This is a genomic window from Altererythrobacter aquiaggeris, from assembly GCF_037154015.1.
GTDB classification, from domain to species: Bacteria; Pseudomonadota; Alphaproteobacteria; order Sphingomonadales; family Sphingomonadaceae; genus Aestuarierythrobacter; species Aestuarierythrobacter aquiaggeris.
This window is the reverse complement of the sequence record NZ_JBANRL010000001.1, coordinates 1,090,519-1,111,226: the sequence shown is the minus strand read 5'-3', so window position 1 is coordinate 1,111,226 and position 20,708 is coordinate 1,090,519. Positions and strand designations below refer to the sequence as shown.

18 protein-coding genes are annotated in these 20,708 nt (G+C 57.0%); 11 read left to right on the top strand and 7 right to left on the bottom strand.

What is annotated here, in order from left to right; all coding sequences use genetic code 11:
* Positions 1 to 115 precede the first annotated feature (115 nt).
* The 5 genes from WFP06_RS05420 to smpB form a co-directional block, all read right to left on the bottom strand.
* Positions 116 to 1,732 carry a DUF4139 domain-containing protein gene (locus tag WFP06_RS05420; protein ID WP_336986207.1) on the bottom strand — a complete coding sequence of 539 codons (1,617 nt, stop codon included), beginning with the start codon at positions 1,730 to 1,732 and terminating at the stop codon, positions 116 to 118.
* A 9-nt stretch (positions 1,733 to 1,741) separates the two neighbouring features.
* A complete protein-coding gene (locus tag WFP06_RS05415) occupies positions 1,742 to 3,277 on the bottom strand; it encodes a DUF4139 domain-containing protein (protein WP_336986206.1) in 1,536 nt (511 codons plus the stop codon).
* 62 nt (positions 3,278 to 3,339) lie between these two features.
* On the bottom strand, positions 3,340 to 5,796 hold the full coding sequence (locus tag WFP06_RS05410) for a hybrid sensor histidine kinase/response regulator (protein ID WP_336987641.1): 2,457 nt from the start codon (positions 5,794 to 5,796) through the stop codon (positions 3,340 to 3,342).
* A 2-nt stretch (positions 5,797 to 5,798) separates the two neighbouring features.
* The gene (locus WFP06_RS05405; protein ID WP_336987640.1) at positions 5,799 to 6,317 is read right to left on the bottom strand and encodes a DUF2062 domain-containing protein; all 519 of its coding nucleotides are present in this window, start codon (positions 6,315 to 6,317) and stop codon (positions 5,799 to 5,801) included.
* Positions 6,318 to 6,376: 59 nt separating this feature from the next.
* Entirely contained in the window at positions 6,377 to 6,859 is a 483-nt protein-coding gene (smpB, locus tag WFP06_RS05400) for an SsrA-binding protein SmpB (protein WP_336986205.1), read from the bottom strand.
* Positions 6,860 to 7,196: 337 nt separating this feature from the next.
* Here smpB and WFP06_RS05395 point away from each other — a divergent pair, with 337 nt between their 5' ends.
* Complete coding sequence (locus WFP06_RS05395) at positions 7,197 to 8,996, top strand: alpha/beta hydrolase family protein (RefSeq protein ID WP_336986204.1); 1,800 nt, start codon at positions 7,197 to 7,199, stop codon at positions 8,994 to 8,996.
* A gap of 99 nt (positions 8,997 to 9,095) precedes the next feature.
* On the opposite strand, the gene dapA is transcribed toward WFP06_RS05395, so the two are convergent.
* Entirely contained in the window at positions 9,096 to 9,986 is an 891-nt protein-coding gene (dapA, locus tag WFP06_RS05390) for a 4-hydroxy-tetrahydrodipicolinate synthase (protein WP_336986203.1), read from the bottom strand.
* Between the two features lie 101 nt (positions 9,987 to 10,087).
* Between dapA and WFP06_RS05385 the strand changes: the two genes are divergently transcribed.
* The 8 genes from WFP06_RS05385 to WFP06_RS05350 all read left to right on the top strand — a co-directional run bounded on the left by WFP06_RS05385 (position 10,088) and on the right by WFP06_RS05350 (position 17,336).
* Complete coding sequence (locus WFP06_RS05385) at positions 10,088 to 12,052, top strand: lytic transglycosylase domain-containing protein (RefSeq protein ID WP_336987639.1); 1,965 nt, start codon at positions 10,088 to 10,090, stop codon at positions 12,050 to 12,052.
* 7 nt (positions 12,053 to 12,059) lie between these two features.
* Entirely contained in the window at positions 12,060 to 12,563 is a 504-nt protein-coding gene (locus WFP06_RS05380) for a GreA/GreB family elongation factor (RefSeq protein ID WP_336987638.1), read from the top strand.
* Positions 12,564 to 12,598: 35 nt separating this feature from the next.
* Positions 12,599 to 13,075 (top strand): invasion associated locus B family protein, encoded by a 477-nt coding sequence (locus tag WFP06_RS05375; protein ID WP_336986202.1) that lies wholly within the window; start codon positions 12,599 to 12,601, stop codon positions 13,073 to 13,075.
* A gap of 36 nt (positions 13,076 to 13,111) precedes the next feature.
* On the top strand, positions 13,112 to 14,368 hold the full coding sequence (rlmN, locus tag WFP06_RS05370; protein WP_336986201.1) for a dual-specificity RNA methyltransferase RlmN: 1,257 nt from the start codon (positions 13,112 to 13,114) through the stop codon (positions 14,366 to 14,368).
* Entirely contained in the window at positions 14,365 to 15,012 is a 648-nt protein-coding gene (locus tag WFP06_RS05365) for a class I SAM-dependent methyltransferase (RefSeq protein WP_336986200.1), read from the top strand. Before rlmN ends, WFP06_RS05365 begins: the two co-directional genes overlap by 4 nt.
* 109 nt (positions 15,013 to 15,121) lie before the next feature.
* On the top strand, positions 15,122 to 15,886 hold the full coding sequence (locus tag WFP06_RS05360; protein ID WP_336986199.1) for an SDR family oxidoreductase: 765 nt from the start codon (positions 15,122 to 15,124) through the stop codon (positions 15,884 to 15,886).
* Complete coding sequence (locus WFP06_RS05355) at positions 15,883 to 16,599, top strand: cytochrome b/b6 domain-containing protein (protein WP_336986198.1); 717 nt, start codon at positions 15,883 to 15,885, stop codon at positions 16,597 to 16,599. Before WFP06_RS05360 ends, WFP06_RS05355 begins: the two co-directional genes overlap by 4 nt.
* Positions 16,596 to 17,336: a molybdopterin-binding protein gene (locus WFP06_RS05350; protein ID WP_336986197.1), complete on the top strand. Its 741-nt coding sequence runs from the start codon at positions 16,596 to 16,598 to the stop codon at positions 17,334 to 17,336. Before WFP06_RS05355 ends, WFP06_RS05350 begins: the two co-directional genes overlap by 4 nt.
* Before the next feature lie 3 nt (positions 17,337 to 17,339).
* Here WFP06_RS05350 and WFP06_RS05345 read toward each other — a convergent pair whose 3' ends face one another.
* A complete protein-coding gene (locus WFP06_RS05345) occupies positions 17,340 to 17,777 on the bottom strand; it encodes a DUF1801 domain-containing protein (protein WP_336986196.1) in 438 nt (145 codons plus the stop codon).
* Positions 17,778 to 17,904: 127 nt separating this feature from the next.
* On the opposite strand from WFP06_RS05345, the gene WFP06_RS05340 reads away from it, so the two are divergent.
* Both WFP06_RS05340 and WFP06_RS05335 read left to right on the top strand, forming a co-directional pair.
* The gene (locus WFP06_RS05340) at positions 17,905 to 19,128 is read left to right on the top strand and encodes an argininosuccinate synthase (protein WP_336986195.1); all 1,224 of its coding nucleotides are present in this window, start codon (positions 17,905 to 17,907) and stop codon (positions 19,126 to 19,128) included.
* A 989-nt stretch (positions 19,129 to 20,117) separates the two neighbouring features.
* Entirely contained in the window at positions 20,118 to 20,684 is a 567-nt protein-coding gene (locus tag WFP06_RS05335; protein WP_336986194.1) for a septal ring lytic transglycosylase RlpA family protein, read from the top strand.
* Positions 20,685 to 20,708 lie beyond the last annotated feature (24 nt).

The window sequence follows — 20,708 nt, the reverse complement described above, 5'->3', positions numbered from 1 at the left end:
CCCCGTGTGATTGTGTGGAACAGTATGTATCGTGTTTGTTCTCATAGAACAAGGGGGGAACAAGAAATTTCCTACATTTTATAGGAAACCCTAGTTTTCTGCCATTTACAAACTGTTAGTCCGTTCTCGTAGAGCGTGTCAGCCACTTAATCTCACGCGTCGAGTTTGCGGGAACCGTAAATTCGGAAATATGCTGCCCGTCCTTCAGCCGATAACCACGCACGCCCTTCACTTGCCAGCCGTCGCTTGATCCCAGATATAACCGTACCGTAACCGGACCTGGATTGGCGTTTGTAAAAGTACCGGCCATTCTGGACCATTTTCGGCTTTGGTTGTCAGGATCTGCCCCGCCTACCCGGTTGCAGGAAGAGAACACCTGAGTGCTTTGCCCGATGCCGATCTCGACATCTTGTCCGGACGCATAGTCCCGCAGCTGCTCCTCACCAACCAGTAGATCGCCGTAGCGACCGGGTTCGAAGATCGTAATTCCGCCCATCGGCATGGCGACACCCAGACCGTGTTCCTTGTCATTTACCGTCGCCAGCAGCATGCCAAGCGGGTTGGCGCCCTCCCCGTCATTGGTCCAGACGTCGCAGCCCGCAGTATAAAGGTATTTGGCCTTCACATCATCTTCGTCGAGAAATGCGACCTGTTTGAGCCCTTTCGCCGCGACAGATACCGGCACCGGAATGCGGTATAGCTTGAGATCGCCAAGATCTTCCTCTGCTGCGACCACGGCTAAGCCGCTCTTTCTGCTCGATGCAGTCAGAACAATTTCCTGAGCATCCATCATGCTGACCGCGGCAGGCGGCGGCGGGGGTGGCGGCGGAGCAGGCGAGCCATAAGCATCAGTGCGGTAATAGGGAACCGGAGTACCCGCAGCCGTACTTCCCAGCGGATAACACACCAGACGGAGCGGTGACGGGGCCGGGGCTCCGGCAAGCTCTCGAAAGTCGCTCTCGATACTCAGCGCACCGGCAACCGCGAGCAGTTCCGCATCCTCGAAACTCTGGCCATTGTCGTTGAGGATAGTCAGCCACGACATCAGGTTGAAACGAACATCATCACTCCGGCTCCCTTCTGCCAACGTCGCGACATAGTGCGCCTGCCAGTCGAATCCCCAGGCCAAATAAGTCAGCACCACCTGATATGTGCCGCCCGCATCATCACGCGTATTGATCGAGAATACCGGCTCGGCAGAAAGTCCCGCCGGGACGTTGTGGAAAGTCATCTTTTCAGGCAGCCCGGAACAGCGAACCGCTTCAAAACCTGCCTGCGTCTCCAGCACCAGGCCGCCATCCGCGCGGGTGCGTACGATTGCGCTTTCTGAGGTTGGTGCTCCCGTTGCGGGGTTGGTCCTTGTCACCGTGATGCGGTTACCCAGTGTGCCATCGACCAGCGCGCCGGGCGACAGCAAATCTGCGTTTCGGTTTTTCTCGATGGTTCCTTGCGGAAGGCCGGTTACGATCGCGCTGACGGCGACCATCCCTTCAGCGACACCTTCAAACCTCACCGCCGATTCGCCCGCTGGCAAGGTAACGGTCCGGGTCTCGCTGATCATGGCGAAACCTTTTGGCCAGCTGACATTCATTGCGCTATCGGCACCGCGATCAGGATCGCGGTAAACGGTTATCGACAATGCAACCGGTTCCGAAGCGAGCACGGCCTCGCGCGCGCCGGCTTCGTAACCGGTGAGCAAGACCGTGACAAGAATGGCCGCACGCAGCAACATCGCGGAAGCCTAGTAACGTGTTTCGTAAGTAACCCGCACCACGCGCTTGCCATTGGCCGGAACTGCAACAGTATATTTTCGGCGGTCGGCGTTGATTTGCTCGCCCAACACATCCTCGCTTACTATGCGGAAGTCGCGGCTCCACCAGCCACGATCAAGCCCGCTTTGATAAAGCTGGACGTCGACGGGAGTGCTTTTGGCATTAGTCAGCGTGTAGCGCATCGTAGTGCGAAAGAAGCTGACTGGACGCTCGGCCTCGATCCGGTCAACTTCGACACCCTCCTTGATAACACGGTATCGGGCGGTGCGCTCCCATTCGGATGAAGTGATCTGGCTGCGCTCCTCCACTTCCGCTTGCACAAAAATATCGAATGCATCGCCGGTTCGAAGGGACAATTCGCTTCCCATCGGGGTATGTCCAATAGTATTTTCGCCGATGAATTGCGGCGTCCCCTCGCGGTCACGCTGATAGAATCGTACCGTACCGGACGGTAACGCGTCGCCTAAACCAGCATCGCGAGACGATTTGAATGCAATCTCGCTGGACACATTCACCGGTCGGTCTTCGCTGGATAGCCAGTCAACAGTCCGTGAATAAACCTTTTGCGCGGGAACGCCCTGCACATCCAGAAAACTGACTTGCTTCGTCTGGTTGTTTGCAATCGTGGTGCGCGCATCGATCGGATAAAGATAGAAGTCACCCAACTGCTCACGGTCAGCAGTCTCTGGCCCCGGGTTTACCATGCCGCGCACATTGCTGCGCACATTACCGCGCATATTGCCGCCGGGGCCACCGCCTCCATTCGGGCTGCCGGCGACCAGCAACGTATCGGCATTGTGGAAGGTTGTGCCTGTATTGTTGGTCAAAGTGACCCATCCCTGCATATTGATCGTCCCCGCCCCCTCGTCATACAGCGAGACGTAGTCGGCGGACCAACCCAGATTTGGCGTGAGATAACGGATGGAGGCTGGCCTGACGCCAGCGTTTTGGCTTTGCACTGTTACGGACAAGGTCGGCCGCGCACGCAAATTGGGCGGCACGCGGTCGAACACGGCGCGAACCGGCAAGCCGTCATCGCGCAGCACTTCGATGCGGTCGCCAATCTTCACAACCACGCCGCCGGCGGTCGAAAGAACAGTGGCGCGCTCTCGCGTTTCTATGCCGGTTGCCGGATTGGTCCGGATAAGCGTGATGGTTTGGCCGATGGCTTTTTCCATCAACTTGCCCGGCGTTAAAAGATCAAAGTCGAAGTTCTGTTCGATAATCCCTGCGCCATTGGCAGCAAAGCTAACAGTCTCGGGGCGGATCCTTGCAGAAACATCCGGGAATTCTATCCGGCTGCGTCCGCGTTGGATATCCAGCTGGCGGATATCTTGCACCAGCGCCTGACCATTATTGTAAATCGTTACCGAAACGTCGCCTTGCGCTGTCGCATCGGGATCAGTCAGAGACGACGGGGCGGAAGTTTGGGCGACAACCGGTGCCGAGATCGCCAGCAGGACGAATGCTGGCAGAGCGCCCGCGTGCCGCCTCAGTAAATCCATCGAAAATCCCCTCTGTTAATTTTCTGCAATCTCGCCAGCGGTGATTTATCTTGTATGAACGATCAGGGAGCGCTCTTCGATGCACCTAGCACGCCGGCCACCTTCCGCCCGATCTGATCGACACTGAAAGGCTTCGCCATGAAGTGCATATTGGTTGTGTCGATATCTTTACGTAACTGTTCTTCCGCATAACCGGACATGAAAATTACCGGCACATCCGGGTTTACCTTGCGAATGTGACGCATCATTGCCGGACCGTCCATTCCGGGCATCACCACATCGCTGATTATCAGATCGAACGCGCCCCCGTTTGCTATCTCGGCAAGCCCCAATTCACCGTCGGCTGCGGTGGTGACCGTATAGCCTTGCCGTGTCAGCGCCCGTTCTGCGACTGCACGAACCATGTCCTCGTCTTCGACCAGCAGGATGCTGGCTCCGCCGCTCCACGCGGTCGCGGTTTCTGCAACCGGCTTCTCGGGCAACTCGTCTGCATGGATGCGCCCGCTGTGGGCAGGCAGGTAGATCGTGAAGCGCGCGCCCTGCACCTGACCATTGTCGGCGACAGTGTTGTCAGCAAAGACAAAGCCTCCCGACTGCTTGATGATACCATAGACCGTGGACAGACCAAGGCCCGTGCCCTTGCCCTGTTCCTTGGTTGTGAAGAACGGTTCGAATATCTTGCCGATTTTGTCGGTCGGGATACCGCCGCCCGTATCCTGCACGGTCAGAACGGTATATTCCGCAGGCGGAATAATCTCGCTGCCCAGCTTGCGTATATCAGCCGCGGAAACGCGGCGCGTGGTAAAAGCCAGCTTGCCTTTGCCAGCGCTGGGGCCGCGCACATTTGCCTGTATGGCATCGCGCGCATTGACTGCCAGATTTACAATGACTTGCTCCAGTTGTTGCGGGTCGGCCCGCACCGGGCTGAGATTACGGTCGTGACGGACCTCGAAATCGATTGTCTGGCCCAGCAAACGTTTAAGCAGCTGACTGACTTCCGAAATCACATCGGGCAATTGTATGACCACAGGCCGAAGGGTTTGCTGCCGGCTAAACGCCAGCAATTGACGCGTCAGCGACGCGGCCCGGTTTGAATTCGCCCTGATTTGCTGAATATCGTCATAGTCGCTGTCACCCGGCGTGTGACGCAGCAGCATCAGGTCACAATAACCGATGATTGCGGTCAGGACATTGTTGAAATCATGCGCGACGCCGCCTGCAAGCTGGCCAACCGCCTGCATTTTGGTGGCCTGCGCTATTTGTCGTTTCAGCCGCGTTTCCTCGGTCGAATCCGTCAGGCTCAGTAGCACCGCCGCTTCGCCCAGCCCGCGTACACCTGCAAGGCCCAGTGTCACCGGCTCGTCAGGATTAGCCTGCAGCCTGACCGCAGTGTTTCCGGTACTCGCCGGACCGCGGCCAAAGCGGCGGACCGCATCTGAAATGGCTGCCTTGTCTTCTTTCACCACCAGGTCGGTCGGATATCGCGGAAGCCCACCATGCGGCAAATCAGCAGCTCGCAGGAAGGCATCGTTACCAAACAACAGGCGGCCATCGCGGTCGGTCATTGCCAGACCTAAAGGCAGTGCGGCAAGCAAAGCTTCGAGCTGAGCCGCGCCAGCCTGTCCGTCTCCGCCAAAACCGCCGCCAATCCCTACACCGGCCTCGACCAGCAACATCAGGGACGGCGCCTCGTCAGGCCCGGTCGGTGCTTCATGCCCGACATCGCCCAACGGTACGTGAATTAACGTCTGGGCCGTACCCCGCCGGCCCTCTCGCGCAAAAAATATCCGCTCTCTTTCATCCGCGCGGAGCAGGGTTGCAAAATCCTGTCCCGCCATTGTCGCTGCGACATCGCCGGAAGCACGGTGCGCAAAGCCGGAACTGGCGACTTTGATCGCACCATCCGGCCCGACAATTGCCGCTTCGACACCGGCCCGCGAAAACATCTGCCCCAACGGGCCAGCGATGCGCTGCGCCAACTGTCCAAGCGGATCTTCTTCAGACTGGACGGCGAAATGCCAAACCAGATAGTCCTCGCCGCGCCCGGCCCGCTCTGCCCGGGCAAACCAAATCTGGCCCTCTTTGCCCTCGAGCGGCTGCGCCACACCCCCACCATCGCGCCATGCTTCCCGTGCCGCCTTTGCCAGGCTCTCGCGCGATGAATGGTCAAATGGCAAATTGGGCGGACCGCTGTCCGATCCAAACCACCCGGAATATGTTTCATTTGCGCAAACCAGCCTGTTGGCGCGGTCGGTGATCGCGACACCGCCTGCGGAATTGCCGATTGCCGCAACGGTGACAGACCAGTCGGGCACGGCAAATTCGTCATGCTGGGGGGCGGCATTCTGCTTCGAAATGAACCAGGCAAAAAACCCCAGTACCAGCAGGCCGCCAAGGTATGCCGCAGCAGCGGCACCCTCCCCCGTTACCAGCCAGACCAGCAACACACTTGCGAGACACGCAATTGTTAGACTGGTCAGGATTACCGGTTGTCGAAGCAAAACCTGCTTAACGGCCATCTTCACGGCCGGTTGGCCTCCAGCCTTTCATTCAGGCGTTTTTCCAGCCTGACAATCTGGCGGCGGCGCTTGCGACTGATCCATATCCTCCAGGCAAAGCCCGAAACGAGATAGCCCACCGCCGAAGTTACAATTGCGAGCACAATAAACCCGAACGCGGTTACTCCGGCCAATTCGAAAAACACTGCCAAAGGCCCTTTGTCGTGGGCTAATTGTTCTGCGGCCATACCGCCAACAGCCGCATCGAGGTTTAGCACGAACGAGCCGACCTGGTTAGCGACGACTGCCCAGAACGGAAAGGTGAGCGGGTTGGTCACGAAAGTCACTAACGCGGCCAATGGGACGTTGGCCCGAGCGGGTAATGCCATGAATGCTGCGATAAATATCTGTCCCAGTGGGACTATGAACGCACAGAATAGGCCCAAGGCCACCCCGCGAGGCACAGACCGGCGAGTAAAGCGCCATAATTCCGGGCTTAGGAAACGGTGCGCGATCGGCGCAAGAAAGCGGTTGTCCGCCATCTCCTGCCGCGTCGGCATATTTGCCCTGATCCATTTTTTAAGCCTGCGCGTCATCGGTGTCAGCTACCCTCGCGCAGCAAGCGCGCCTTGTCTCGTTTCCAGTCGCGGTCCTTGGTCGTCTGACGCTTGTCGTGCGCCTGCTTGCCCTTGGCCAATGCGAGTTCGATCTTGGCCCGACCGCGCGAATTGAAATAGACCGAAAGCGGCACCAGCGTCATGCCCTTACGCTCCACAGCGCCGGTAAATTTACCGATTTCGCGCGCGCTTAGCAACAATTTCCGCGGCCTGGTCGGAGTGTGATTATTGCGATTGCCATGGCTGAATTCCGGAATGTTGGCGTTGACCAACCATACCTCACCGCCCTTAACCTCGGCATAACTCTCCGCAATCGAGCCCTGGCCCGACCGCAGGCTTTTCACTTCCGTACCGGTCAGGACAACGCCAGCCTCGTACTTGTCTTCGATAAAGTAATCAAACTTCGCCCGGCGGTTCTCGGCCACGACTTTGATCTTTTCGAATGCTGGAGTTTTGGGACGTGCCATTACCCAGACCATCTAGGGAGTTTGCGCGCTGCTTGAAAGGCCCGAACTTGCCAAGTTTCAGGGGGAAATCGGGTTTTTGCCGATCAAGCGATCAAAAAACCCCCGAACAGCTTTGTTTTCAAACTTGCACCGATCAAATGCGGCCTGCATAAGTCACGGAAACAACAGGGGACTTCTTATGTGTTCATCGACCAGAACGGTTATTAGATCGTTGGCCGCCATAGCCTCTGCCTTGTTCGCTTCAACTGCCTTTGCGCAAACCGCGCCTCCCCTCGGTGCATATGGAGAATTGCCGGAGTTCGAGCAGGCGGACCTGTCGCCCGAAGGTGATCTTGCTTTGATCGCAAGCGTAAAGGGCAAACGGCTACTGATCGTACTGGATGAAAATATGAAGGCCAAAAACTCGATGGAGGTCGGCGACATCAAGGTTCGCGGGCTGGATTGGGTTGGCGACGACGCTATTTTGCTCACCCGCAGCGATACGCAGGAGCTTGGTAAACGGTTCATCGGCGACAAGGCTGAATTTTCCAACGTCATGATTGTTCCCGCAGCAGCCGGCGGCGAAGTCCAGACCATCTTCAGCAACGAAAAAAAGATGCTGAATTCGGTTCAGGGAAACTACGGCAAACGGTTGATCGACGGGCGCTGGGTCGGTTTTTACGGCGGGCTGGAAATGACCCGCAATCAGGGCGGTTCCTACTTCGTTGGTAACTCGGCACCGGCACTTTATGCCGTCGATCTTCAGACAAACAAATTAAAAAAGGTGGCGAACCAGTCCGGTGATTACCGGATGTCTCGCGATTGGTTGCTCGACAGCTCGGGGAACGTCGCCGCCTTGAGAGAGTGGATTCAAACGACGGGCGAGTGGTCGATCAAAAATGCTGACAACAAGGTAATCGCTTCCGGTGTCCAGGATCGTGGAAGGATTGGTCTTGGAACGTTGGGACAAGACGGAACGACGATTCTTTATTCCGAAGCGGACGAGGCCAATGAAATGCAGTGGTTCGAAGTCCCGCTGGATGGGTCGTCGTCACCTGTAAGATGGCGCCCTGACCAAGATATTGGCTCGCTTTACACCGACCAGTTCAGCGCTCGATTGATTGGTTACAGGTTGGATGAAGATCGTGTAATGCCAACTTTCTTCGATCCCGCAAAACAAACAGTCATTGATAAAATCGCTCAGGCATTCGCAGGCAGAGATGTTTATTTAAGCGAGTGGACGCCAGATTTCAGCAAGGTCCTGGTGGTCACCAAGGGCAATCGGGACAGCGGCACCTGGTATCTTGTGGATATGGCCACATTGCAGGCAAGCCCGATCGGATCCGAGCGACCCAAAATCAAACCGGAGCAGGTTGGACCGATTTCTCGCTTCGAATATAGCGCGGGAGATGGTCTGGAGCTGGACGGAATTTTAACCCTGCCGCCAGGCCGTGAAGCCAAAAATCTACCACTCGTTATGTTGCCGCATGGTGGGCCTGCCGGCGAAAGCACTGAAACGTTCGATTGGTGGGCACAAGGAATTGCGTCACGTGGTTACGCTGTCTTTCAGCCCAACTTTCGCGGCTCCACGAACAAAGATCGGGCATTCCAGGAGGCTGGCTTTGGCCAGTGGGGAAAACTCATGCAAACTGATGTTTCGGACGGGCTGAAAGCCTTGGCTGCAAAAGGCATCATTGATCCCAAGCGCGCTTGCGTAGTCGGCGCCAGTTACGGAGGTTATGTCGCTTTGGCCGGTGTGACTTTGCAAAACGGAATTTATCGCTGTGCGGTGTCGGTCAACGGCGTTGCCGATATCCCCAAACTTTATTCGACTGAAAAAAATCAGCGAGGGAGAAACCTTTTTGCCCGCATTACCTTGATCGAAGAGTTCGGGCCGGAAGACCTGCACCGGTCAATCTCGCCGCGACATCAGGCCGAACGTGCCGATGCGCCTGTCATGATTATTCATGGGCGGGATGATACGGTCGTCTTGTACGAGCAGGGCAAAGATATGTACGATGCATTGCGCAGCGCCAACAAACCGGTTGAATTCGTGGAACTGGAAGGCGAGGATCATTGGCTCTCTACTAGCGAGACCCGCCAGCGGATGCTTTCTGAACTCGTGAGTTTCGTCGAAAAGCACAATCCGCCCGATTGAGGAGGCGCAACCAGAACACGAGATGGGCGGCGAATTCCTTTTGGATCCAGCCGCCCTCGTTTTCAGTGAAGACGACCAAGCCAAGTCATCGGGGCAGGATCAAACAGCTTCGAGCAATCCGGCATGCACCAGCGCATCATCGACAGCCCTGCGCGCCTTATCATTACATTTCGTCAACGGGAGGCGGACCTCGTCGGTAAACCAGTCATGTACTTTGCTCAGCGCGTATTTGACCGGAGCAGGACTGGCATCTTCAAACATTGCGTAATGCAAGGGATATAGCCGGTCGTTCAGTTGCCGGGCCCTGGCAAAATCGTTTTCGACACAAGCCTGCTGAAATTCCGAACACAAAGCCGGTGCGACATTTGCAGTCACGGAAATACAGCCACGCGCGCCCGCAGCGTTTGCCGGCAGCGAAAGTTCGTCATCACCTGACAGTTGGCAAAAGTCGCGGCCAATACCCATCCGGTGGTCGGTAACCCGCGACAGGTCGCCGCTCGCATCTTTTATCGCGACGATTGTCCGAGGGAATTTTTCGGCCAGTTCGCAGACGGTTTCAGGCAGAATATCTGTCACAGTCCTGCCGGGCACGTTATAAAGCACGATCGGTAGATCGCTGTGTTCTGCCAGATAGCTGAAGTGCGCAATCAACCCCTCCTGACTTGGGCGGTTGTAATAAGGCGCGACGCATAATCCGGCGGCACAACCGGTTTTCTGGGCAAATTTCATATGAAGCAAGGCATTCTGCGTGTCGTTACTTCCGCAGCCGGCAATTACCGGAACCCGACCTGCGGTCTGCTCCACGCAAATTTCGATTACCCGGTGATGTTCGGCATTGCTGAGGGTCGACGCTTCACCGGTTGTCCCGCAGGCGACCAGTCCGCTGCTACCGTTCTCGATCTGCCAGTCGATCAGTTTACGAAATGCGCCTTCATCCAACCGTCCGTCGTGAAAAGGAGTCGCAAGGGCGGGTATCGAACCGGAAAACATGGACTTTATACCTCGAAGTAACGCAAATGGCGGTCTAAACCGGAACACAAGTTGCTCCAAACCGATTTCATTCAGCACCTGATAAGGAGCAGTTGACCAATATGTCCAGCATGGTCGAAAAACCCCTCTTGGCATTAGCCTTCGTTTTGGCGTCAGCCTTCGCTGCCCCCACTGTCCTTTCAGCCCAGGAACGCAGCGTTGCCGGTGCGAGTGAATGGGATCAGGCACGCGCCGGTCTTGTCGCCCGTCAACCGGGGAGAATGTCGCAGGCGATCAGCCGCTGGGAAACCCTTACCAACAACAGTAATCTGCGGTTCGACGATTACGCCGGATTTGTTATGGCCTACCCGGGATTTCCGCGCGAAGAACGGCTGCGCGGGTATGCTGAAAAAGCACTCGATAACGAACCGGTCACACCGCAAAGCCTGGTCGCCTATTTCGACAAGCATCCACCCCTGGGTAATTCCGCGAGAGCCCGCTACGCACTCGCGCTAAATTCCCTCAATCGCAGCGAAGCGTTGGAAGAGGCGCGAGAGGCATGGCGCGGTGGATCGATGAGCGGTCCGTCCGAGGCTTACATAGTTGGCCTGTTTTCAGGCAGACTTACCGCAGACGATCATGACAGGCGGATGGACGCGCTGTTATGGCAACGCGATATTGAAGCCGCGCGGAGGCAGATGAGCCTAGTCTCGCCGTCCAGGCGCGAGCTTTTCGCTGCGCGTTTGGCGCTGATTTCGGGCGGCGAACCTGGTGTATTGCCAACCGATGCAATCCGGGATCCGGGGTATGTTTATAACCGGGTCCGCGATTGGCGCACATCGAATCAGATGTACCGCGCAGTCAGCCTGCTAGAAAGCCGGCCGGCATTTTCCGGGCTGCCGCATGATCCAGAGGCACTGCTTGGCGAGATGTTGCTTGTTGCTAAATCCGCAGGCGCCCGTCAGGCGCAGCGTATTGCGGCCTCGGTCGACGATCTGTTCGCCCCAAATGCCGACATCAGTACGATGAGTTACAGGATCCGCGACGATTACACGTCGTTGATGTGGCTTGGCGGCACGAAGGCCATGAACACTGTCGGCGATCCGGCAGGAGCCGCACCGCTGTTCTATCGATACGGCGCTTCGGCGAAGACCCCGCAAACCCGGTCCAAAGGCTTCTACTGGGCCGGACTTGCAGCGGAGAAAGCGCGCGATACGGCTGGTGCAAACCGCTATTTTGAATTGGCAGCCCAATATCCGCAGCGGTTCTATGGAATGCTTGCGCACGAGAAACTGGGCCGCGCATTACCGGATATGCGTACCGTAACAACGGCGCAGCCTACGCCGGAAGAGCGTGCGAAGATCAACGGCGCACCAATCACTGCGGCGGTAAGCGACGTGGCTCGTAACGCGCCGTGGCGCACGGGCATCTGGTTCTACCGCGAAATTGCCGACCAGGCGGACACGCCTGGCGAGCATGTGCTGGTGGACCAGCTTGCCCGGACCCTGGGCCGCCGCGATTTGGCTGTGATCAACGGCGAAGCGGCCGAAGTTGACGGTCATTCCGGTTTCACTCCCCTTGCTTTTCCGACGTTGCAGACGCCTCCCGGTAGCAATTGGACGATGGTTCATGCCATTGCCCGGCAGGAAAGCCAGTTTGCGCAGAACGCGATCAGTCACGCCGGCGCTCGCGGGCTTATGCAACTGATGCCGGGAACCGCCAGAGAGCAGGCTGGCAAATTAGGTATGAGTTACATGTCGGCCAACCTGATCGAAAGCCCCAGCTATAATATCCGGCTAGGAGATGCCTATTTTGCTCGCATGATGGATTATTTTGGCGGCGCATATCCGCTTGCCGCCGCGGCCTATAACGCTGGCCCTGGTAACGTGAACAAATGGCTACGCAGCAATGGCGATCCGCGGAACGGCAGCATTTCATACGTCGATTGGATCGAGGCTATACCGATCTATGAAACCAAGAACTATGTGCACCGCGTGATCGAAAATGCCGTCGTCTATGAATCAATGAACCCTGACAAGGCCGCTTTTGGTCAACCCCGCCGCGTCAGCCAGTTTCTGTCGCGTTGAGATAGTGATCAAAATCGATGGAAACCCGATCACTGCAAGGGGTCTGGCTGTGTTGAAGGCCCGCTATGACCACTTGCTAGGTACGGAGCGGCCCCAGATTGTCGCCATTGTCAGCTGGGCTGCCGGCAATGGTGATCGGAGCGAAAACGGTGATTACATTTATGGTCGCAAACGAATGCGAGAGATTGACCGTGAATTGGCCCACTTGTCGCGCAGGATGAAGGCCGCTCGGGTTATCAATCCGCAAGACCAGCCAGAACGTGGCAAGGTGTGGTTCGGTGCCACGGTCACTTTGGCGGACGAAAATGAAGCCGAACGCGTAATCACGCTGGTTGGTGATGACGAACAGGACGCGGGGCAGAACCTGATCGGATGGGGGGCCCCTATTGCCCGTGCTTTGCGCGGGGCAAGTCTGGGCGATCTGCGCGTTGTCCGATTGCCCGGAGGGGCGAAGGAATGGGAGATTGTGCAGATTTCCTATCCCGGCCAATCAAACGAGCAAACAGCGTGAAAATTCTTGCAATAACACTCCATGCTGCCTTCCCTGTGGCCATAGTCGCTGCCCTGATACCGGCACCGGTGCTGGCGAAAGACAGTTTGGGCGTGTTTGATGATTGGGCAACCTTTCGCGATCCGGCACCCTCCCGCTGCTATGCCATCGCGCGCAGCAAGTCGGACGCATCATTGGGCAAATTCAAACCCTTTGCTTCAATCGGCAACTGGCCCGGACGAAACGTTCGCGGTCAGGTCCATTTTCGCCTGTCGCGAGAGATTGACTCTGCCAGACCGATATCCTTGATTATTGGGGAAAAAACCTTTGTCATGACAGGCGGCGGCGCGAATGTGTGGGGACGTGACAAAAAAATGGATGCGGCCATCGTCGCTGCAATGCGTTCTGCCAGCCGGATGAATGTCCGCGCGACGGACAGCAACGGACGTCGCTTCGCGAATGCGTTCAGCCTGAAGGGTGCTGCAACAGCGATTGACGCTGCCAGCGTGGGATGTGCGCGCATCAGGCGCTAGTCAAACCGCCTTTGCCGCACTATACGGCGCGCTCCGATGGCAGACACAAAACTTATGCAGATCCCTGGTCAGGTCGACCCGGTGACCGTTCCGCGAGAGATCACTCCCCGCGCGGATGGACGCATCGACCTGATCGGCGTGCCGCGCGAGGACATTGCTGCAATTTTTGTCGGGTCAGGCCTCGACCCCAAGCAGGCCAAGCTGCGCGCCAAGCAGGTTTACCACTGGTTGTATCACCGCGGTGTTACCGATTTCGAGCATATGACCGATCTTGGAAAGGCCATGCGACCTTGGCTACGCGAACGTTTCGTGCTTGGCCGTCCTGAAGTTGTCGAAGCACAGGTTTCGGAAGACGGTACGCGCAAATGGCTGCTGAAAACGGCTGACGGACACGAATTCGAAATGGTGTTCATTCCCGATGACATGCGCGGCACTCTGTGCGTTTCCAGCCAGGTCGGCTGCACGCTTAATTGCACGTTCTGCCACACCGGCACCATGCGACTGGTGCGCAACCTGACACCCGGGGAAATCGTTGGTCAGGTGATGCTGGCCCGCGATGCCTTGGGTGAATGGCCCAAAGGCCGGATGGACATGCCCGACGAAGACGGCGCTGATGATCACGGAGAGACGGGATATACTGCCGATGGCCGCCTGCTGACCAACATTGTCATGATGGGCATGGGCGAACCGTTGTATAATTTCGAAAATGTGCGCGATGCGCTCAAGCTGGTAATGGACGGTGAAGGTCTGGCCCTGTCCAAGCGGCGGATTACGCTTTCGACCAGCGGTGTCGTTCCCCTGATGGAACGGTGCGGAGACGAGATCGGCGTTAATCTGGCCGTTTCGCTACATGCAACCAACAAGACTGTCCGCGACGAAATCGTGCCGATCAACCGTAAATATGGTATCGACGAACTCTTGAGTGCGTGCGCCGCTTATCCCAGCGCATCCAACTCGCGCCGGATAACGTTTGAATATGTCATGCTGAAGGACAAGAACGACAGCGATGATGATGCGCGCGAACTGGTGAGGCTGATCAAGCAATACGATCTGCCGGCCAAGGTCAATCTGATCCCATTCAATCCTTGGCCCGGCTCGATCTACGAATGTTCTGCCCCCGACAGGATCAAGAGTTTTTCGGCAATTGTATTCGATGCCGGCATCAGCGCCCCGATCAGAACCCCTCGCGGCCGGGATATTGACGCGGCCTGCGGGCAATTGAAGACTTCCGCCTTGAAAAAAAGCCGGGCGCAGGCAGACCGCGAAGCAGCCGAAGCTGCGGTGGCCGATTGAGCGAAGACAAATTCGACACAGCCACAATCGCTTTCTACGAACGCGAGGCTCGATCCTACGCTGGGCATTGGCAAACCGAAAGCCGGCACTTGCGCATGTTTCTCGATAGTTTGAGACCGGGGGCACGCATTCTGGAACTCGGCTGCGGAGGCGGTCGTGATACATCATTCATGGCCTCGAAGGGTTTCGCAGTGGACGCAACCGATGGCACGCCGGCAATGGTCAAGCAGGCGCAGGCTGCCACAGGTCAATCCGTACGGCTCATGAGGTTTGACCAGCTTACAGCGGATGCGGAATATGACGCGGTCTGGGCCCACGCTTGCTTGCTCCATGTCCCGCGCAGCAAACTTCCTTCAGTGCTTGCAGCAATTTGGCGCGCGCTGAGGCCCGGTGGGCTGCATTTTGCAAACTACAAGCTGGGCGAAGGTGAGGGGCGCGATCTTCTAGGGCGATTGAACAATCTTCCGGATCCCGAATGGCTGGGCGAAACATACCGCTCGGCAGGCTTCAGCTTGCTCAACCAGCAACACTATCGCGGTGGTGGGTGCGATGGCACCATGCGTGACTGGTTGGCGCTTACCTGCCAACGCAGTTTGTCCGGCCCTTTCCCCAACGCGCCTGATGTGCTTCAAAGCCAGTCATGATGTGTCTTGCCACACGCGCACGTAATGCTGAACTGCCTGGTGTGCTGTGGGGCAGCCAGCGCATTACAGGCACGCAGCTGAAAAATTTACGCTGGCTGGCCGCTTTTGCATGACCCTGCCCACCGTACTCATAACCGGCGGCGCGAAACGGCTCGGGGCGGCCATGGCGGAAAATTTTGCTGAACATGGCTGGCATGTGATCCTGCATTACAATACCTCCGGTGATGAGGCTGCGAGATTGGCGGCCTCCCTCCCCTCCAGCGAAACCGTCCAGTGCGATCTGGCAGACGACCTTGCTGCGGTAACCATGATCCGAAACCTGGCGCAGCGCACTGCCGACTGGCGGGCCCTGGTGAACTCCGCGTCTGTATTCAGTTACGATTCCGGCATTTGCATCGATCCGGCAGCGAACCGGATGGCGATGCAGGTCAATGCACTCAGTCCGGCGCTGATAGCGCAGACATATTTTAGTCATGCACGCTCGGCAAATGGCCGCCGGGTAATCCAGATACTTGACCAGAAGCTCGCCAATCCAAACCCTGATTTCTTCAGCTATACGATGAGCAAACACGCAATGGCCGCCACGGTCCCGATGCAGGCGATTGCGTCGGATTGTCCAGCAGACCGCATTTACGGTCTTGCGCCTGGTGCCATTCTGGCCAGCCATGACCAGACCGAGGAAGAAGCCGCCCGGTCGCACATCCGCAACCTGCTTGTCCGCCGCACATGGGCAAGCGAGGTTGCCGACGCGGCTCTTTTTCTCACCGACGGTCATCTGGCCAGCGGCGAGACCCTGTTCGTCGATTCGGGACAGCATCTGCTTGCCCAGCCGCGCGACGTGATCTATCTCGAACGAGGAGGCACAAACCCATGACAAAGCACGTGCTCTCGACCCGCCTTTGGCATTGGGTAAACACGATAAGCCTGATTGTCCTGTTCATGTCAGGGCTGAATATCTCCAACGCGCACCGCTATCTTTACTGGGGACATTCCGGGTTTGACCGCGCCGATGCGTGGACTCAGGTAGTGCGGTTTCCGGGCTGGATGACGATACCGGATTATTACAGCCTGGCAGTGGCTCGTGATTGGCATTTGCTGTTCGCATGGCCATTCGCATTCGGGCTTTTGTTGTTCATGATTGCCGCGCTGCTCAATGGTCATGCCAAACGCGATCTGACCACTCGGCGAAATGACTGGAAATGGGCATCGATCAAACAGGACATCGGCGCACACCTGAAGCTGAATTTCGATCATGGTGATGGCAAGTATAACTTTTTGCAGCGGCTCAGTTACGGGCTGGTTATCTTTATCGGCTTGCCGCTGATGATATTCACCGGGTTGGCAATGTCGCCCGCCATGGATGCAAACTGGCCCATCCTTGTGGATGTATTTGGCGGAAGACAAAGTGCGAGATCAATCCACTTTATAGTCGCCTTCGGCCTATTCGCATTTTTCATCCTGCACATCGTTATGGTTTTGCTGGCAGGCCCGGTCGGGCAGTTGCGCGATATGATCTTGGGCGGAAAAACAGCGGGCGATGCTTTGTCAGATCCCTCCATACAAACCGGAGCGGGAGAAGGGTCATGAACCGGCGAGGCATTCTGATGGGTGCAGCGGCCTTCCTGGTCACTGCCTGCACGAAAATCGGCCAGACGGAGCCGGTGACGACGCTGCTGAAAAGTACCGAGGGCTGGAATAAATGGGCCCAGCGACTGTTCGGCGGACGAACTGCCCTCGCACGCGAATTTGATCCTGGCGCGATCTCGCCGTTTTTTCGCGGCAACGGTACGCAGGATCCGGATACTCCGGAATACCGGGCGCACGTTGGCACCAATTTTGAAGACTGGCGGCTCGAAGTTCGAGGTTTGGTCGCAGCCCCGCTTTCACTGTCGCTGAAGGACATCCGCGCGCTGGAGCAACGTACGCAGATTACCCGCCACGACTGTGTGGAAGGCTGGAGCGCGATCGGTCAATGGACCGGCCCGGTGCTTGGTGATGTGCTAAGGGCGGCAGGGATACAGGATCAGGCAAGATATGTTGTTTTCCGCTGCGCCGATACATTGGCCGGCGGCGACTATTACGAAAGCATCGACATGATCGACGCGTTCCACCCACAGACCATCATCGCACACAGTTTAAATGGAGCGCCGCTACCAATCCGCAACGGCGCGCCCTTGCGGATGCGTATCGAACGCCAGCTTGGCTACAAACATCCCAAATATCTGACGGCGATCGAAGCCGTGAGTTCGCTCGGCAGTATTGCAGGAGGTAACGGCGGCTATTGGGAAGACCGTGCCGGATATCAATGGTATGCAGGGATCTAGCAGTTATTCAGGATAAAGCCGGTTCATTTCGGCCCAGTCGTCCGCGATAATTTGTTCAAGCACAGCCAAATCGATATCGCCAAGCTTGTTTACATAAACACAGCTTTTGCCGATTGAATATTTGCCCAGTTTTTCAAGCAATGCCGCGCGCCGCTTGCCAGCGGCTTCATCGCAGTATCCACCCATGAAATAGAACGAATGCTTTGCTTTGCGAGGGCTGAACCCAGTACGAAGCCAATGGACCTCGCGGCCACTCTCGTAAGTTGTGCGGTAACTTCCGTATCCGATGATGGACGGCCCCCACATTTCAGGTATCATGCCCGTCACTTTACGAAACAAGCTATCTATGACACGCGCCTCTTCACGTTTTCGCTCGTGATCTATGGCCGCGATGAAATCTGTCACCGATGCTTTTGTCGGAACTGTTTTTGCGTCGCTCATGCCAGCCAGAATAGCGCACCCTGGTCGATCTGCCAAATCCGGGCGACCGGTTCGGAGTGAAACGTTTGCGATAGATGCTTTCGGCTGATAACCGCCGCGCGCGATTAAAAAGCGGAGAGAACTTCACATGCCCGGCAATGAAATCAAGAAAGTCGTCCTCGCTTACTCGGGAGGTCTGGATACCAGTGTGATCCTTAAATGGCTTGAGGTGGAACGCGGCTGTGAAGTTGTGACGTTTACTGCCGACCTCGGACAAGGCGAAGAATTGGGCCCTGCGCGGGACAAAGCCCGCATGATGGGCATTCCCGACACGAGTATTTATATCGAAGACCTGCGCGAAGAGTTTGTACGGGACTATGTTTTTCCGATGATGCGCGCAAATGCCCGGTATGAAGGCGACTATCTTCTAGGCACATCGATCGCGCGTCCGCTGATTTCCAAACGTCTGGTTGAAATCGCCCATGAAACCGGCGCTGATGCGATTGCCCACGGTGCCACGGGCAAGGGGAATGACCAGGTTCGCTTCGAACTGAGCGCTTATGCGCTTGATCCTTCTATCAAGGTTGTCGCACCCTGGAGGGAATGGGATCTGACGAGCCGCACCGCGTTGATCGCATGGGCTGAAAAACACCAGATTCCGGTCCCAAGGGACAAGCGCGGCGAAAGTCCGTTTTCAACCGACGCCAACCTGCTGCACACCTCTTCCGAGGGGAAGGTATTGGAGGATCCGTGGGAAGAAACCCCGGACTACGTTTATTCGCGGACAAACAATCCCGAAACCGCCCCGGACACTCCCGAATATATCACCATCGACTTTGCAGCTGGCGATGGGATGGCACTCAATGGGCAAACCATGTCGCCGGCTGAGCTGCTCGCGGCGCTAAACGAACTGGGGCGCAAACACGGGATTGGCCGGCTCGATCTGGTGGAAAACCGGTTTGTCGGTATGAAAAGCCGCGGAATGTACGAAACCCCAGGGGGCGAGATTTATGCCCGCGCGCATCGCGGGATTGAACAAATCACCCTCGACCGCGGAGCAGCGCATCTGAAGGACGAACTGATGCCGCGCTATGCCGAAATTATTTACAACGGCTTCTGGTTTTCTCCCGAGCGCGAAATGTTGCAGGCGGCGATCGATCTCTCGCAGGCGAAGGTTGGCGGCACTGTCCGGCTTAAATTGTACAAAGGCAATTGCGATGTCGTCGGCCGCAAATCACCCGATAGCCTCTATTCCGAAAGGCACGTCACCTTTGAAGATGATGCGGGCGCCTATGATCAGCACGATGCCGAAGGCTTTATCAAGCTGAACGCGCTGCGACTGAAACTGCTCGGCAACCGCGACCGGCGCTGAATTTTACTCCATCGTGGGCTAAATTCGCCAAGCTGTTGACTTATCCACTCGTGTCCACAGCGAAATCGGGGGAAAGTGGATAAGTCGGGGTTGCAAGCCTTGTCGAAATGCGATTCGGGGTGCATCTTCAAATCATCGAAACGGGGATTGGCTCTTCGGAGAAACGGTGTAACAGCCTGATCAAACAAGAGATTTTGGAACCGTATCGACGCGGTAGTGAAATACTACGCAGCCGAGGAATGCAAGGAAGAATGTCGCGGATTTCGGTCTGCTGACAGGAAAAACCGGCAAACTGTTGAAACTGCGAAAGTGCACAATCGGATGATCGGACCTACCGGTTCGACCCCTAGGAATTGCGTGGTGCAAGCCAGGCATGACTGTTTGAAGGATCGAACAAATGGCGGATCGGTCTCGGAACTTTTGAACGCAATGCGAAGATTTTCGGATCGGAACGGAGCAGACGGAAGTACCGGATGCCGGCGCGAGCGCCGTGCGACATAGTCGGAAGCCTTCGGGCAGAAGACGACACGCCGGTTGCCAAGTCCATCTTCGGATGGCCACGCGACGGTAAGAGTGGGGTCGGCAGCAATGCTGGCCCCATTTCTTTTTTGCCACGTCCCCATTTCCTTCCTGCCCTTTCCGCATGCCCTGATACTGGCCGCATACCGGCCTCATACTGGCCACATGCCGGCGTCCTACTGGTCCCGCATTGGTCCCTGCTGTCCGATTGCTCCGCCATCACTGCAATCACTCCCAAACCAAAGCGCCTGAAACACGGGTGCACTTGATAGACAAACGCTGGTGTCATGAGCGAATCGGTCGCATCCACTGGTGTATTACAAAGCAAAGCGGCGCGCATCGGCGCGGCCTAACTCAGGACAATTCGGCGCTATTAACCATTTTTAGCACGTTGACTTGTTGTAAATTCGGGTTCGTTCGACATCCCTCCACAGTTCATGGCGAGTTCTTGCTGTATAAGCAGCGTCATCATGCACAGTCACAAATCCCCCAAAGCGCGGCACGCGCCGTTCGCGGCATCGCTGGGTACCACCGCGCTGGCGTTCGCGCTTGTTTTCGGCATCCCGACCAATTCCGCGCTGTTTGCACAGGAAGCGCAACCGGCGGACGCAACGCCCGCATTCGAAGACAGTTTCGAGCGGTTCGAAGATATCCCTCCCGCACCTGAACCCGCGCCGCACGCGGTTGATATTACCGAGATCGAGCCGCCTGTAGAAGCGGCCCCCGAACCCGCAGCGCGCAACCGCATCGGTTCGGGCGTCGCCAGCTATTATGGCCAGCGTTTTGCAGGCCGCAAAACCGCCAGTGGCGAACGCTTCAATCCGCGCCAGCTGACCGCGGCGCACAAGACACTGCCGTTCGGCACCATTGTCGAAGTGACCAACCCGCGTAACGGCAAGCGCGTGAATGTGCGGATCAATGACCGCGGGCCTTACGCTCATGGCCGCACCATCGATCTGTCACGCGCGGCTGCCGAGGAAATCGGCTTGGTCCAGCGCGGCCACGGCACTGTCGAACTGGCGCTGGTCACCAGCTGAGCGGCTGTCCGGCGCAGGCTCCCT

Bases quoted from the DNA above. Each gene is read 5' to 3' on its own strand.
- WFP06_RS05420 (WP_336986207.1), bottom strand. From the start codon at position 1,732: ATGTTGCTGCGTGCGGCCATTCTTGTCACGGTCTTGCTCACCGGTTAC.
- WFP06_RS05415 (WP_336986206.1), bottom strand. From the start codon at position 3,277: ATGGATTTACTGAGGCGGCACGCGGGCGCTCTGCCAGCATTCGTCCTG.
- WFP06_RS05410 (WP_336987641.1), bottom strand. From the start codon at position 5,796: ATGGCCGTTAAGCAGGTTTTGCTTCGACAACCGGTAATCCTGACCAGT.
- WFP06_RS05405 (WP_336987640.1), bottom strand. From the start codon at position 6,317: ATGGCGGACAACCGCTTTCTTGCGCCGATCGCGCACCGTTTCCTAAGC.
- smpB (WP_336986205.1), bottom strand. From the start codon at position 6,859: ATGGCACGTCCCAAAACTCCAGCATTCGAAAAGATCAAAGTCGTGGCC.
- dapA (WP_336986203.1), bottom strand. From the start codon at position 9,986: ATGTTTTCCGGTTCGATACCCGCCCTTGCGACTCCTTTTCACGACGGA.
- WFP06_RS05385 (WP_336987639.1), top strand. From the start codon at position 10,088: ATGTCCAGCATGGTCGAAAAACCCCTCTTGGCATTAGCCTTCGTTTTG.
- rlmN (WP_336986201.1), top strand. From the start codon at position 13,112: ATGGCAGACACAAAACTTATGCAGATCCCTGGTCAGGTCGACCCGGTG.
- WFP06_RS05360 (WP_336986199.1), top strand. From the start codon at position 15,122: ATGACCCTGCCCACCGTACTCATAACCGGCGGCGCGAAACGGCTCGGG.
- WFP06_RS05355 (WP_336986198.1), top strand. From the start codon at position 15,883: ATGACAAAGCACGTGCTCTCGACCCGCCTTTGGCATTGGGTAAACACG.
- WFP06_RS05350 (WP_336986197.1), top strand. From the start codon at position 16,596: ATGAACCGGCGAGGCATTCTGATGGGTGCAGCGGCCTTCCTGGTCACT.
- WFP06_RS05345 (WP_336986196.1), bottom strand. From the start codon at position 17,777: ATGAGCGACGCAAAAACAGTTCCGACAAAAGCATCGGTGACAGATTTC.
- WFP06_RS05340 (WP_336986195.1), top strand. From the start codon at position 17,905: ATGCCCGGCAATGAAATCAAGAAAGTCGTCCTCGCTTACTCGGGAGGT.
- WFP06_RS05335 (WP_336986194.1), top strand. From the start codon at position 20,118: ATGCACAGTCACAAATCCCCCAAAGCGCGGCACGCGCCGTTCGCGGCA.